The organism is Flavobacterium sp. GNP002 (assembly GCF_054343795.1).
In genome coordinates this window covers 349,179-362,835 of the sequence record NZ_JBTGUW010000001.1, presented here as the reverse complement: position 1 = coordinate 362,835, position 13,657 = coordinate 349,179, and the positions used below count along the sequence as shown (strand labels likewise).

Annotated in this window: 15 protein-coding genes; 7 read left to right on the top strand and 8 right to left on the bottom strand. The window is 34.0% G+C overall.

Annotation, left to right across the window (positions count from 1 at the left end):
* The first annotated feature begins 81 nt into the window (after positions 1-81).
* Positions 82-1,857, top strand: a complete 1,776-nt coding sequence (locus ACXX80_RS01645) for a cytochrome c peroxidase (protein WP_458551733.1) — start codon at positions 82-84, stop codon at positions 1,855-1,857.
* Positions 1,858-1,913: 56 nt separating this feature from the next.
* On the opposite strand, the gene ACXX80_RS01640 is transcribed toward ACXX80_RS01645, so the two are convergent.
* Entirely contained in the window at positions 1,914-2,498 is a 585-nt protein-coding gene (locus ACXX80_RS01640; RefSeq protein WP_417950354.1) for a hypothetical protein, read from the bottom strand.
* 234 nt (positions 2,499-2,732) lie between these two features.
* On the opposite strand from ACXX80_RS01640, the gene ACXX80_RS01635 reads away from it, so the two are divergent.
* From ACXX80_RS01635 to ACXX80_RS01625, 3 genes are read left to right on the top strand one after another with little or no spacing between them, the layout of a single operon-like run.
* A complete protein-coding gene (locus ACXX80_RS01635) occupies positions 2,733-4,115 on the top strand; it encodes an MATE family efflux transporter (RefSeq protein WP_458551732.1) in 1,383 nt (460 codons plus the stop codon).
* 28 nt (positions 4,116-4,143) lie between these two features.
* Positions 4,144-4,371, top strand: coding sequence for a DUF8828 family protein (locus ACXX80_RS01630; RefSeq protein ID WP_091204000.1), 228 nt, complete (start codon positions 4,144-4,146; stop codon positions 4,369-4,371).
* A gap of 32 nt (positions 4,372-4,403) precedes the next feature.
* Positions 4,404-4,637, top strand: a complete 234-nt coding sequence (locus tag ACXX80_RS01625; protein WP_458551731.1) for a hypothetical protein — start codon at positions 4,404-4,406, stop codon at positions 4,635-4,637.
* Between the two features lies 1 nt (position 4,638).
* On the opposite strand, the gene meaB is transcribed toward ACXX80_RS01625, so the two are convergent.
* The 3 genes from meaB to ACXX80_RS01610 all read right to left on the bottom strand — a co-directional run bounded on the left by meaB (position 4,639) and on the right by ACXX80_RS01610 (position 6,941).
* Positions 4,639-5,730 carry a methylmalonyl Co-A mutase-associated GTPase MeaB gene (meaB, locus tag ACXX80_RS01620; RefSeq protein WP_458551730.1) on the bottom strand — a complete coding sequence of 364 codons (1,092 nt, stop codon included), beginning with the start codon at positions 5,728-5,730 and terminating at the stop codon, positions 4,639-4,641.
* Between the two features lie 98 nt (positions 5,731-5,828).
* The gene (locus ACXX80_RS01615; RefSeq protein ID WP_417979607.1) at positions 5,829-6,476 is read right to left on the bottom strand and encodes an NAD(P)-dependent oxidoreductase; all 648 of its coding nucleotides are present in this window, start codon (positions 6,474-6,476) and stop codon (positions 5,829-5,831) included.
* A 57-nt stretch (positions 6,477-6,533) separates the two neighbouring features.
* A complete protein-coding gene (locus tag ACXX80_RS01610) occupies positions 6,534-6,941 on the bottom strand; it encodes an Rrf2 family transcriptional regulator (protein WP_458551729.1) in 408 nt (135 codons plus the stop codon).
* A gap of 145 nt (positions 6,942-7,086) precedes the next feature.
* Here ACXX80_RS01610 and ACXX80_RS01605 point away from each other — a divergent pair, with 145 nt between their 5' ends.
* The 3 genes from ACXX80_RS01605 (at position 7,087) to ACXX80_RS01595 (ending at position 10,136) form a co-directional block, all read left to right on the top strand.
* Entirely contained in the window at positions 7,087-7,998 is a 912-nt protein-coding gene (locus tag ACXX80_RS01605; RefSeq protein ID WP_417950351.1) for an AEC family transporter, read from the top strand.
* Positions 7,999-8,047: 49 nt separating this feature from the next.
* Complete coding sequence (locus ACXX80_RS01600) at positions 8,048-9,259, top strand: MFS transporter (RefSeq protein WP_458551728.1); 1,212 nt, start codon at positions 8,048-8,050, stop codon at positions 9,257-9,259.
* A 238-nt stretch (positions 9,260-9,497) separates the two neighbouring features.
* Positions 9,498-10,136, top strand: coding sequence for a peroxiredoxin (locus ACXX80_RS01595; protein WP_458551727.1), 639 nt, complete (start codon positions 9,498-9,500; stop codon positions 10,134-10,136).
* Positions 10,137-10,218: 82 nt separating this feature from the next.
* On the opposite strand, the gene ACXX80_RS01590 is transcribed toward ACXX80_RS01595, so the two are convergent.
* The 4 genes from ACXX80_RS01590 to ACXX80_RS01575 form a co-directional block, all read right to left on the bottom strand.
* Positions 10,219-11,100, bottom strand: coding sequence for a DMT family transporter (locus ACXX80_RS01590; protein ID WP_458551726.1), 882 nt, complete (start codon positions 11,098-11,100; stop codon positions 10,219-10,221).
* Entirely contained in the window at positions 11,100-11,681 is a 582-nt protein-coding gene (gene nudK, locus ACXX80_RS01585; protein WP_315207175.1) for a GDP-mannose pyrophosphatase NudK, read from the bottom strand. Before nudK ends, ACXX80_RS01590 begins: the two co-directional genes overlap by 1 nt.
* A gap of 139 nt (positions 11,682-11,820) precedes the next feature.
* Positions 11,821-13,092, bottom strand: a complete 1,272-nt coding sequence (locus ACXX80_RS01580; protein ID WP_417963129.1) for an adenylosuccinate synthase — start codon at positions 13,090-13,092, stop codon at positions 11,821-11,823.
* 31 nt (positions 13,093-13,123) lie between these two features.
* A complete protein-coding gene (locus tag ACXX80_RS01575) occupies positions 13,124-13,606 on the bottom strand; it encodes a Fur family transcriptional regulator (RefSeq protein ID WP_458551725.1) in 483 nt (160 codons plus the stop codon).
* Between the last annotated feature and the right edge of the window lie 51 nt (positions 13,607-13,657).

Genomic DNA, 13,657 nt, shown 5'->3' with positions numbered 1-13,657 from the left:
ATAGTTACAAATCTCCACGGTTTCTGAGTAGGAACCGTGGTTTTTGTTTTTTACAATTTTTTAAAGTTACTCGCATTTATCATGAAAAATAGTTTCGTTTTATTGGTTTTAATTGTATTAGTTTCTTGCCAAAATGCTATTCCTAAGCATGAAACGGTAAATAATGTATTCAAATCAGATATTCTAAAAGTCATAGATGAGGTTTCTAAATTGGAACATTTAATAAAGTTAAATTCCTCAACAGTTCAGCTTCAGAAACAATTTCTAAATGCGCACAGCAGTTACAAGCAAGTGGAAACGATAAGTGAGTATTATTTTCCTGCTGTCTCTAAAGCTATAAATGGTCCAGCTTTGGCTGAATTTGAAGAAAATGATGGAAAGACTTTGCCTCCCGAAGGATTTCAAGTGATTGAAGAATTTATTTTTCCGGCATATAATCCAAAATCAAAAGCGGAGTTGCTGAAAGAAATGGGAATTCTATCGGCTAATTTAAAGCGTTTGGACAAAGTATCACAGACAAATGAATTCACAGATTCCCACGTTTTTGATGCGATGCGTTTGGAAGTTTTTAGAATCATAACCCTGGGAATAACCGGATTTGATTCCCCGATTGCTCAAAAATCTATTCCAGAAGCAGTATCAGCATTAGAAAGTATCGAGAAATATTATAAAATCTATGCTGATAATTCACCCGATGAATCATTTCAGAAGGTTTTAAAAACGATTAAAAAAGGCAAGGAATATTTAAAAAAGAATACCAACTTTAATGCCTTCGACCGCGCTTTTTTTATTCGAGAAATCGCTAATCCGTTAAGTGTCGGTTTGTATAAAACGCAAGTCAGCTTAAAAATTCCTTTTATAAAAGAAACAAGAGGACTGAAAACAACGGCACAGACGCTATTTGATGAAAACGCTTTTGATGCCGAAGCTTTCTCCGCATTTCCAGATTATGAAACTACACCTGAAAAAATAGAATTAGGAAAGTTATTGTTTAATGATCCTGTTTTATCAGGAGATAATTCTCGTTCTTGTGCTTCCTGTCATCATTCTGATAAAGCATTTACGGATGGTTTGGAGAAATCAGTTTCATTAGACGGTAAATCGTTGGTAAAAAGAAATACGCCTACACTTACTAACATTGCATTTCAGCGTGCTTTTTTCTCAGATTCCAGAGTCAATTATTTAGAAGATCAGGCTGTCGCGGTAATTATAAATGAAAATGAAATGCATGGTTCTTTAGCAAAATCAGTGGAGGCTTTAAAAAAAGAAGCGAGTTATGTTGCCAAGTTCCAAAAAGCATTTCCTAAAGCAGCAATAGATGAATTTGGGATAAAGAACGCATTGGCATCCTATATAAGATCATTGAGTAATTATGATTCAAAGTTTGATGGGTTTATGAGAGGAGAGGAAAAATTTGATTTGGATGAAATTGCAGGTTTTAATTTATTCACTGGAAAGGCAAAATGTGCTACTTGTCATTTTATTCCATTAACAAACGGAACGGTACCACCAAGTTTTATGAAATCAGAAAGTGAAGTGCTGGGCGTTCCTAATAAACATAAAAAATTAGATGCTGATTTGGGTAAATTTGAATTAACGAAAGCTGAAATTCATCGTAATTCTTTCAAAACACCTACTATAAGAAATGTTGAATTGACAGCTCCATACATGCACAATGGCGTTTTTAAAACACTGGAAGAAGTAATTGATTTTTACAATGAAGGCGGTGGAAACGGATTGGGATTTAATTTGCAAAACCAAACGTTACCAGAAGATAAACTGAATCTTACTGACTTAGAAAAAAAACAGCTTATAGCCTTTATGAAAACTTTGACAGATAAAAAGTACTCCCGATAGTAAACAAAAAATGCGCTGAAATTTAGCGCATTTTTTATAACTAACTCAATATTTTTTTATAGTTTGAAACCATAAGCTAAACGTACACCAACTTGTCCTACTCCTCTACCAAGAGAACCATTACTGTTTAAACGATCAAAATGATTGTAGTGTGTATAGTTCAAAGAAATATCTATGTACTTAGTAGCATAACCTATACTTGGAGATAACAATAAAGAAGTTTTATCTCTTGTGTTTTCTACGTTACTTGTTGCAAATGCTGCACCAGCTTCTCCCATTAGGTAAAATTGGTCATTCCATACGAAAGCTTTAAAACCTGCTTTAGCTGGGATAATACCTAAATCTTTTCCTTCTGTTTGACCAGCAAACCCATCAGCTTTGCTTACAAATAAATTAGTGTAACCTGTAGTCAACGTCAAAGAATATCTTTTTGATAAATCATATTGTCCTCTTACATCCGCACCAAGTGATAATTTGTAAGGGTCGTTAGTTGAATATCCTGCATTTGCACCAAATCCTAAACGGAATCCTTGATCGTAATTTGTAGCTGTAGTTGTTGTTTCTTGTGCTTGTACATTGTTAGCAAACATCATTGCTATTGCGAATACAAATAACATTTTGATTTTTCCTGTCGTTTTCATAATTGTAATATTTTTTATTAATAATTTTTTTGGTGTTATCTTGATTTTATTTAATTCAAAACAACGTTACAAATGTATAGCCCTCATAAGCCTGTTTTGTTATAGAATTACTTGGTTTTGTTATAGAATTCCTTGTTGGGTGAAATTATGTACTAAAAAAGAAGTGTTATATATGTAATAGTATTGATGCAATTGAAAGCTTCTAATTATCTTTGCCATCAAAAAAAAGCAAAAGTGAATTTATCTCAATACTTCAAAGAGTTTTCTTATAATATTAAATTAGCTTATCCAGTAGTTCTGGGAATGCTAGGACATACATTAATAGGTATAGTTGATAATTTCATGGTAGGCAAGTTAGGTTCTACTGAGTTAGCAGCGGTTTCGCTGGGTAATAGTTTTATATTTATTGCTTTGTCCTTAGGAATAGGTTTTTCTACTGCAATTACCCCATTAGTGGCTGAGGCTGATGCCGAAAAAAATGATCAAAAAATCCGCACTACTTTTCATCATGGATTGCTTTTATGTACGATTTTAGGAGTTGTATTATTTATTCTGACGGTGCTATCTAAACAAATTATGTATTTTATGCACCAACCCAAGGAAGTGGCTGAAATGGCTGCTCCTTATATTGATTGGGTTGCGTTTTCTTTAATTCCGGTGATTATGTATCAGGGCTACAAACAATTTGCCGATGGATTGTCTAAAACAAAATATTCTATGTACGCTATATTTATGGCTAACGTAGTGCACGTCTTTTTTAATTATGTGCTAATTTACGGAATTTGGATTTTTCCAAAATTAGGAATTCTGGGTGCTGCATTGGGAACGGTATTGTCCAGAATAATGATGGTAGTTTTTATGCATTATCTGATGAAAAGAAACTCGGCTTTGAAAAAATATTTTAAGAATTTCAGTTTCAAAGAAATTCGAAAATCAATTCTGAAAAAAATCATCAACCTTGGTTTACCTTCAGCAATGCAAATGTTATTTGAAGTAACTTTGTTTACCGCGGCGATTTGGCTTTCCGGTTCTTTGGGAAAAAATAGTCAGGCTGCCAATCAGATTGCACTTATTCTGGCATCCTCCACTTTTATGGTTGCTATGGGATTAAGTGTTACAGCAATGATCCGAGTGAGCCATACCAAAGGAATGAACGATTATAAAAACTTGATTGTTGTGGCAAGATCAATTTTTCTTTTGGCGATTATTCTAGAAACTTTCTTCGCAATTATCTTTGTCGTGTTTCATAATTTTTTACCACATCTATTCTTGAATATGACAGATTCAGCTCAAATGCTTGATAATGAAGAAATCATTCTAATCACTTCAAAATTATTATTGATTGCTGCTATTTTCCAAATCTCAGATGGTATTCAAGTGGTTGTTTTAGGAGCGTTACGTGGTTTGCAAGATGTAAAAATACCTATGTACATTACCTTTGTGGCCTATTGGGTTATTGGTTTTCCTATTTCCTATTATTTAGGAAAATACACGGAACTGAAAGCTGTTGGAATCTGGATCGGACTTTTAGCGGGATTAACTGCTGCCGCTTTATTTTTGTATATTCGCTTTGCGAGATTGACAAGAAAGTTGGTGATGCAAAACGAGAATAAATAAAATAATAAATTACTTAAATATTAAATTCATGGAATTACCAAAATTTTTACTAGGAGACAATACTGATTTTCCCGAAGATATTTTCATCATACACCTTGATTACCCAAGATTTATCATCAATCTTAAAGATGATGAAGTAGAGTTTATGGAAGAAGCTGAAGACCTTGACGAGGCAGAATTAAATGCTGAAATGGAAGGATTAATCGTTCTTGCCAATGAGTTTTATGATCGAGAAATAAAACTTTACGAGGAGTAGTTAAATTTTTGTCTTACCAAATTTATATTCAAATGAAAAATGTATTTATGTATTCTATGTTTATTTTTGGCACAATACTTATAATTAAAGGGGTTTTTAACTTTTTTCCGTTTGAAATTAAATCAAATGTAAACGCTAGTGAAGCCTATAATTCTGGACATATTGTAGGATATATTATTGGTAAATTTGGTAAGATTGCTCTTGGTGTTTTAATGTTAAAGTATGGATACCAATCTTATTTACAAGGAAAAAGAAGAACAGAATAGATTAGTCTTTTTTAAAATATTTTTCCAATAATTTTTGAGCGGCTGCAAAGGGTGAAATTTCATCATTTTGCACCGCTTTTTTAGTTGATTCCAGTGATTTTTGAATTTCTGGATTGTTGTAAAAATTCGTTTTCAACTGCTCGTTGATCGTTTCTAACATCCAATATTGGTTTTGTTCTTTCCGTTTTTCAAAGAAGTAATTATTGCCTTTTGTAAGTTCCAGAAATTTCTGAATGGTTTCCCAAACATTGGATATTCCTTCATGGGTTATGGCGCTACAGGCAGCAGTTGTAGGAGTCCAACCTGATTTTTTAGCAGGGAAAAGATGCAACGCCCTATTAAATTCCAGTTTAGCAAGATGCGCTCTTTTTACATTATCGCCATCGGCTTTGTTAATGACAATAGCATCCGCCATTTCCATGATTCCGCGTTTGATACCTTGTAATTCATCGCCCGCACCAGAAATTTTCAATAAAAGAAAAAAATCAACCATGCTGTGAACGGCAGTTTCACTTTGACCAACTCCAACGGTTTCTATGATGATGGTATCAAAGCCGGCAGCCTCACAAAGCGTTATGGTTTCTCGGGTTTTACGAGCTACACCGCCTAGTGTTTCCCCGGAAGCTGAAGGTCGTATAAAAGCATTTTTATCTTTCACCAATTCTTCCATTCGGGTTTTGTCACCCAAAATACTTCCATGCGAAATCGTGCTGCTCGGATCAACTGCAAGCACTGCTACTTTTTTTCCTAAACCAGTCAAGTATTTCCCAAAAGCTTCAATAAAGGTGCTTTTCCCAACTCCTGGAACGCCTGTAATTCCTATTCTGACGGATTTATTGGCATAAGGTAAGCTGGCATTTATCACTTCGTTGGCTTTAGCCAAATGATTTACGTTCGTGCTTTCGACTAAAGTAATGGCACGACTTAGCGCAGTAATATTTTCGTCTAAAATTCCTTTAACGAGTTCTTTTGCAGAAGGTTGTATTTTTCTAAATTGCTGAATATGCTCGACAGCAACAGCGCTGATAATTTCAGGAGCAGAAATTCCGGGTTTTTCGTTTAAGGCGCTTGGATGGTGTTTTTTATTTGGCAAAACTATTTTTTAGAATAGTAAAAGTAGTGAAAACAAAAACAGTTTCAAAAAGCAACTGCCTTATGAAACTGTTTTATTTTAGAAAAAAACATATAGAATTAATACGCTGCTGTAAAACGAACCTGATGGTGTTTTGGGGTTTCAACTTCATCTGCGATAACTACTGCTAAATCTTCAACGGATAAAATACTTCTCTGATTTTCATCAAAAACAGGATTTTCTAATCCCAGACGGTATTTACCCGTTCTTCCTGTAGTTATGCCTTGGTGCATTTCAAAAGCCGGACTGAAAAATGCCCAATCCAACTCTTTTTCATCTTTAATAATATTCAAATAATCTCTTGCGGCAGTAGCTCCTGTATAATATTCTTTTGGAAAATCCGGTGTGTCTACTGCTTGTAAATTAGGAGCAACAAACAAACTTCCGCCACCGCCAATGGTTATAAAACGTTTTACACCAGATTTTTTAACGGCTTCTTGAATCGCTTTTGATCCTTCAAGAAAATCGGTATATAAATTTGGATTGGTCCAACCTGCGCTGAAAGCGTTTACAATCACATCATTTCCAGCAATAATTTTAGACAGTTCTTCAACGTTGTTGATGTCTGCTTTTTCCCATTTTATAGCTGTGTTTCCATCATTTTTAGTATTTCTGGCTATAGCCGTTATTTCATGATTGCGACTTGCCAATTCATTTAAAATTGCTGAACCTACAAATCCTGTGGCTCCGATAATTGCGATTTTCATAATTATATGTATTTAAAAGTAATAAAAAATGTTACAGTTTAGTATAAAAAAATAGTTTTAAAATTGATTAGAAAAATTTTCCAATGTAATGCCGCTTAATTGTAAGCTGATTTTTTCATTGATGTTTTCATATAAATCTTCTAAATTTTCATTGATTTTTTTTCCGACAGGGCATTTTGGATTAGGCTCATTCTTTGAAAAACCTAAGCTAACAGAATCAAAAGTCATTTTGAATATGGTATCTAATGAAATATCTGATGCCGATTTTAATAATTTTGTCCCTCCGTTTTTGCCTTCTTTACTTTCTACAATATTATTTTTTTTCAGGTTTGCAATTTCTTTCCGTACCAAAACGGGATGTAAGTTCACGCTACCCGCAATAAATTCAGAGGATAAATATTCGTCTGGGAATTTAGTGAGTAAGGTTAGGATATGTAGTGTTATTGCAAATTTACCTGAAATCATACTGTAATAAAATATATTACAAATATACGTCTAAAATTGTAATTTCCAATTATTGTTTCTTTTTTAACATAGTGTAGTATTTAAAGCAAGATTTTTTTACTTCTCAAAATAAATTTAAGTGGTATTTTTGTAATCAAATTAAACTATGACTAATTTCATCCTAATCTTTGTTTTCCTATTCCTTGGGATTGTATTCCAAAATATAAAAGGGTTTCCTGTAACTATTTATAAGCTCTTAAACAAGATTGTTATTTACATCTGTCTTCCAGCTTTAGCATTATATTATATCCCAAAAATAAAATGGAGCAATGAATTACTGTTCCCAATTGGAGTTGCTTGGATTGGTTTTGTTGTGTCCTATTTGCTTTTTAGTTTTTTAGGTGCCAAATTCGGTTGGTCTAAAAAACTTATTGGTTGTTTAATTTTAACGGCCGGTTTGGGGAATACTTCCTTTTTAGGTTTTCCAATAATTGAAGCATTATATGGGGAAGAAGGTTTGAAAACGGCTATTTTAGTCGATCAACCTGGTTCTTTTGTGGTGCTTTCTACCTTAGGAATCTTAGTGGCAACTTTATATTCCAGTGGTAACCCGAATGGTTTTCAAATCGCTAAAAAAATTCTTCTTTTTCCGCCATTTATAACTTTTTTGATTGCCTGTTTGATGAATGTTTTTAATGTCGATTTCCATGAATATGTACAGCTTGTATTTCAAAAATTGGGAAGTGGAGTAACACCTTTGGCTTTGCTTTCTGTTGGTTTACAACTGCGCTTTGACCGAAAAAGCCAGCATTGGAGGTTTTTAGGACTGGGACTTTTGTATAAATTAATATTGACTCCTGCTCTCATTTACGTATTGTATGTCGTAATTTTGCAACAGCATTCTAAAATTATTCAAGTTGCTATAATGGAGTCAGCTATGGCGCCTATGATAACGGCTTGTATTTTAGCCTCTACCCACGGTTTAAAACCCCGTTTAAGCAGCATGATGATAGGTTTCGGAATTCCATTATCGTTTATCACCTTGTTATTTTGGTATTTTGTGGTTCAGTATGTTTAATTTTCTGAAACTCATCAGAACCAATAATTAGTAATTTAGTTTAAAAAATATGAATTCATCTCTTGATACTACATCAAAAATAGATACAACTCCCATTGCGCAGCAAACCGTTTATTCTATATTATTTTCTATCGCATTCGCCCATTTATTGAATGATTTATTACAAGCCGTAATTCCTGCAACGTATCCTATTTTAAAAGAAAATTTCAATTTAACCTTCACGCAAATCGGATTAATCACTTTGGCGTATCAACTGGCGGCCTCTATATTACAGCCCTTGGTTGGTTTGTATACCGATAAAAGACCAAAACCTTTTTCTCAAATTTTCGGAATGCTGTTTACTTTATCCGGAATTGTATGTTTATCGTATGCTTCCAGTTTTGAAATGATTATAATTTCAGTTGTTTTGGTCGGAATTGGTTCTTCTATTTTTCATCCTGAAGCTTCCCGAATCTCCTTTTTAGCATCTGGTGGAAAGCGTGGTTTGGCACAATCCATTTTTCAGTTGGGAGGGAATGCCGGAACTGCCATCGGGCCTTTGTTGGTCGCCTTAATTGTGGTTCCTAATTCACAATATTACATCATTTGGTTTGTGGTAGTTGCCATCATCGGATTAATTGTTTTGAGTAGAATTGCCCTGTGGTATCAAAACCATTTAAGTTTAAGAAGTGCAAAGAAAGCGGTAATCGATTTGCCTAATTTGTCCCAAAGAAAGATTGTCATCTCAGTAGGGATTTTGTTGGTTTTGATATTTTCAAAATTCTTTTACATGGCCAGTATGTCCAGTTATTTTACGTTTTATTTAATCGAAAAATTTGGATTATCGGTTCAGGAAGCACAATTTCATTTGGTTTTATTTTTGGCCTCTTGCGCCATAGGAACTTTAATTGGCGGACCGTTAGGTGATAAATTCGGAAGGAAATACGTGATTTGGTTTTCGGTTTTGGGAGCAGCACCTTTTACTTTATTGTTGCCGTATGTTGATTTATTTTGGACAGGCGTTTTGTCGGTCGTAATTGGAATCATAATCTCCTCTGCATTTCCGGCTATCTTGGTTTATGCGCAAGAATTATTGCCTAAAAAACTCGGGATGGTTTCAGGTCTTTTCTATGGTTTTGCCTTTGGAATGGGTGGTTTAGGTTCCGCTTTATTGGGAAATCTTGCAGATCACACCAGCATAACGTACGTGTATTATCTTTGCGCTTATTTACCTTTGATAGGGATTATAGCGCTCTTTTTACCCAATTTAAAGAAAAAATAACACTTCTCTACAGGAGCTTTTTCCTGCTCTGCTCTGTATTCCTGATTTAGAAAACTAGGGCTGAAAAAGCCTTGTTTTTCTAAATCGGGAGATGCCGTTTCGATCAGGGCTAGGGCATTTCGTTTCCTGATTGCTTTCTTTTTTTCATGAAAATTAGTACAACTTTAAGATTAGTTTTCGCCTTTATTGCTTTTATTTCAATACCTTACAGTGTTACTAATCAATAAATTAAATTACTATGGCAACAGTACGATTAGGCGATATTGCTCCTGATTTTGAAGCAGAAACGTCACAAGGAAAAATAAAATTTCATGAATGGTTAGGAGATTCTTGGGGAATTCTATTCTCCCATCCAGCTGATTTTACACCTGTTTGCACCACTGAGTTAGGAACAGTTGCGAATTATTATCCTGAATTTGAAAAACGAAATGTAAAAGTAATCGCATTGAGTGTTGATGGAGTAGATTCGCACATGAAATGGATCAAAGACATCAATGAAACTCAAAATACAACTGTAAACTTTCCCATAATTGCCGATGAAGACAAGCATATCGCTGAATTGTATGATATGATTCATCCCAATGCAAGTGAGAGCTTCACGGTTCGTTCGGTTTTTATAATCGGACCAGACAAGAAAATAAAATTAACGTTAACCTATCCTGCGTCAACCGGTAGAAATTTTGATGAATTATTGCGTGTAATTGATAGTTTGCAATTGACAGCAAAATATAGCGTAGCAACACCGGCAAACTGGAAAGATGGCGATAGAGTAGTAATTTCGCCAGCTGTTAAGGACGAAGATATTGCTGCTAAATTTCCAAAAGGCTATGAAAGAGTAAAGCCGTATTTAAGAATGACTCCACAGCCTAATAAATAGTAATTTTCAGTATATCTTTTAAACAAAAAGCAGAATGAATTTGTTTCATTCTGCTTTTTTGTTTTGTCAAAAGTTTAATTTTTTACTTCTTATTGGTAATCAATAACCCCGTAATAATGATTCCCATACTTATGATTTGGGTTAGTAGAATGGCTTGGTTAAGAAAAAAATATGCCAAAATCCCACTGAATACAGGAATCAAATAATAAATTAACGCAGTTTTTGATGTTCCAATTAGTCGAATGGCTTCGTTCCATAAATAAAATGAAATTAAGGAAGCGCAAACGCCAACATATGTGGTAACTAGAACTGTTTTAGTGTCAAAAATTACTTTTTTGTAATAGACATGTTCAAACATATAAAAAGGGAACAGTAAAATAGTACCAATTACAAAAACACTGAACAAAAATACTTTTGGAGTTAATTCATCTGGTTTTTGTCGAACTAATATCGTGTAATAAGCAAAAAAGAAGCAAGCTACAAGCATTAATAAATCCCCAATGGTAAAGTTGATATGCAATAATGCTTGTATGGAACCTTTGGAAATAAGCACTAAAACTCCTGTGATTATGGTTACAATTCCCACTATTTTTATATTAGACACTTTCTCTTTAAAAATAATTCTGGAGAGTACAACAATAAACAACGGAATTGAAATGGCGATTAACGATAAGTTGACTGCACTCGTTGTTTTTCCTGCAAAGTAAATCAGCGTATTAAAAATAGTGATGCCTAAGACAGCCGTAAGCGTAAGATACCGAATGTGTTTCTTTACGATTTTGAAACTTTTAATCGTACTTTTTATTGCAAATGGAGCCAAAACAATACACGCAACTGTCCAGCGCCAAAAAGCCAATCCAACAGGAGGAATGTGACCTTTGATCCCACTTGCAATTACCATATTTACAGACCATAGCAAGGTAGCAAATAAAGCAAATAAAACTCCTTTAGTCGTATTGCTCATTAAATCAAATTATGAATTTTTGCATATTGTAACAACATAATCGTCTTAGCGTCTTGCATTTGACCGCTTTCGATCATAGCATACGCTTCGTCGAAAGGCATTTCCATTACATCTATATTTTCTTCTTCGTGTGCTACTCCGCCACCATCGCTTACTTTCATAGATTCATCGTATTCACCAACAAATAAATATAAAATTTCAGTTACAGCACCTGGCGACATATACGTTTCCATTACCTTTTTGACTTTAGAAATACGATATCCTGTTTCTTCTTCAGTTTCTCGAATGATACATTGCTCCGGATTGTCAGCGTCCAAAAGTCCTGCACAAACCTCTATCATCATTCCGGTTTCATTTCCATTAAGATACGTTGGCAAACGAAACTGACGTGTTAGAATAACTGTTTTTTGTTGTTTGTTATAAAGTAAAATAGCGGCGCCGTTTCCTCTATCGTAGACTTCTCTTTTTTGTGTAATCCAAGAGTCGTCTTTTTTTTGATAATCAAAAGTTACTTTGTTTAAGATGTACCAATTGTCAGATAATAATTCGGTTTTTTGTATTTTGATAGTTGGATTTTTCATGGATGTATTGAAAGTATTTTTTTTCTGTTTAAGTAGAAAATTATTAGTAAAAAATAATCCAGTCTCGACTCCCTTTCCTTTGGAGAGGGTTGGGGAGAGGAAAAAAAAACGTCCCGATTTATCGGGACGTTTGGTGATCTTATTTTAGAATAGTTTGCTTTCTGTCTGGACCTACAGAAACTATTTTGATAGGAACTTCCACTTCTTTTTCAATGAATGCAATGTATTCTTTCAACTCTGTAGGTAATTCATCATAAGTTGTCATACCAGTCAAATCTTGTTTCCATCCTTTGAAATCCTGATATACTGGAGTTACATTTTCTGGTTCGATGTTATAAGGGAAATGAGAAATTTTCTCTCCTTTATAATTGTATTCCGTACATACTTTTAAGGTTTCAAAACCTGAAAGTACATCACCTTTCATCATCATCAATTGTGTTACACCATTAACCTGAACAGCATATTTAAGCGCTACTAAGTCTAACCATCCACAACGTCTTTGTCTTCCGGTTACAGATCCAAATTCATTTCCTACACGTGCCATAGTTGCACCATCTTCGTCAAAAAGTTCAGTAGGGAACGGACCACTTCCTACGCGTGTTACGTAAGCTTTGAAAATTCCGTATACTTCCTTGATTTTATTTGGAGCAATCCCTAAACCGGTACAAGCACCAGCAGCAGTAGTGTTAGATGAAGTTACAAATGGATATGTTCCAAAATCAACATCTAATAATGAACCTTGAGCACCTTCACATAATATTGATTTACCTGCTTTTTGGGCTTGGTGTAAATATTCTTCGCTATCTATGAAATCTAATTTTTTTAATTCTTCGATTGCTTCAAAGAATTCAGTTTCCATTTCAGCTAAATTGTATTGAATTGATACATCGTAAAATTTGATCATTTCTTCATGCTTATCAGCCAAAGCTCTGTAACGATCTGCAAAATCTTCAAGTTCAATATCACCTACACGAATTCCGTTTCTACCGGTTTTGTCCATATATGTTGGACCAATTCCTTTTAATGTAGAACCAATTTTTGCTTTACCTTTAGAAGCTTCAGAAGCTGCATCTAATAAACGGTGAGTAGGCAAAATTAAATGAGCTTTTCTTGAAATGATTAATTTGCTTTTGATATCTAAATTAAATTTTTCAAGACCTTCAATTTCTTTTTGAAAAACAACAGGATCAATTACTACTCCATTTCCAATGATGTTTACAGCAGTTTTATGAAAAATACCAGAAGGGATAGTTCTAAGAACATGTTTTATTCCGTCAAATTCCAAAGTATGTCCTGCATTTGGACCTCCTTGAAAACGAGCGATAATATCGTAATTTGAAGTTAGAACATCAACAATTTTTCCTTTTCCTTCATCTCCCCATTGTAATCCTAGTAATAAATCTACGGTCATTCTATCTGTTATTTGTAGTTAGTTTTTATGTTTATGAACGATTTTTTTCGTCCAAGTTGTTCTTTTGCCTTTTAGTTCCATAGAGATACAACGAGTGGTTGGTGATCTCTATGTCGAATATTTCTTCGATTGTTTTTTTGATACTTTGAATTCTTGGGTCACAAAACTCAATTACTTCGCCAGTATCAGTCATTATGATATGATCGTGCTGTTTGTCAAAATATGATTTTTCATAATGTGCCTGATTTTGTCCAAATTGGTGTTTACGCACTAAAGCACAATCTAATAGCAATTCGATCGTATTGTAAAGAGTTGCTCTACTCACACGATAGTTTTTGTTTTTCATTTTGATATAAAGGTTCTCTACATCAAAATGTTCTTCGCTATCGTAAATTTCCTGAAGGATAGCATAACGTTCAGGAGTCTTGCGATGTCCTTTTTTTTCAAGATACATTGTAAAAACATTTTTTACAATTTCTTGGTTTTTGGTGTTATCTGTGGAAATGAGTGTCATATGCGGGCAAAGATAATTTTTTTAGTTTAAAGTATAAAGTTTAAGGTTTGT

What these genes read in the sequence shown, in the direction of transcription:
- ACXX80_RS01645 (WP_458551733.1), top strand. Translation starts at nt 82, where the DNA reads ATGAAAAATAGTTTCGTTTTATTGGTTTTAATTGTATTAGTTTCTTGC.
- ACXX80_RS01640 (WP_417950354.1), bottom strand. Translation starts at nt 2,498, where the DNA reads ATGAAAACGACAGGAAAAATCAAAATGTTATTTGTATTCGCAATAGCA.
- ACXX80_RS01630 (WP_091204000.1), top strand. Translation starts at nt 4,144, where the DNA reads ATGGAATTACCAAAATTTTTACTAGGAGACAATACTGATTTTCCCGAA.
- ACXX80_RS01625 (WP_458551731.1), top strand. Translation starts at nt 4,404, where the DNA reads ATGAAAAATGTATTTATGTATTCTATGTTTATTTTTGGCACAATACTT.
- ACXX80_RS01615 (WP_417979607.1), bottom strand. Translation starts at nt 6,476, where the DNA reads ATGAAAATCGCAATTATCGGAGCCACAGGATTTGTAGGTTCAGCAATT.
- ACXX80_RS01610 (WP_458551729.1), bottom strand. Translation starts at nt 6,941, where the DNA reads ATGATTTCAGGTAAATTTGCAATAACACTACATATCCTAACCTTACTC.
- ACXX80_RS01605 (WP_417950351.1), top strand. Translation starts at nt 7,087, where the DNA reads ATGACTAATTTCATCCTAATCTTTGTTTTCCTATTCCTTGGGATTGTA.
- ACXX80_RS01600 (WP_458551728.1), top strand. Translation starts at nt 8,048, where the DNA reads ATGAATTCATCTCTTGATACTACATCAAAAATAGATACAACTCCCATT.
- ACXX80_RS01595 (WP_458551727.1), top strand. Translation starts at nt 9,498, where the DNA reads ATGGCAACAGTACGATTAGGCGATATTGCTCCTGATTTTGAAGCAGAA.
- ACXX80_RS01590 (WP_458551726.1), bottom strand. Translation starts at nt 11,100, where the DNA reads ATGAGCAATACGACTAAAGGAGTTTTATTTGCTTTATTTGCTACCTTG.
- nudK (WP_315207175.1), bottom strand. Translation starts at nt 11,681, where the DNA reads ATGAAAAATCCAACTATCAAAATACAAAAAACCGAATTATTATCTGAC.
- ACXX80_RS01580 (WP_417963129.1), bottom strand. Translation starts at nt 13,092, where the DNA reads ATGACCGTAGATTTATTACTAGGATTACAATGGGGAGATGAAGGAAAA.
- ACXX80_RS01575 (WP_458551725.1), bottom strand. Translation starts at nt 13,606, where the DNA reads ATGACACTCATTTCCACAGATAACACCAAAAACCAAGAAATTGTAAAA.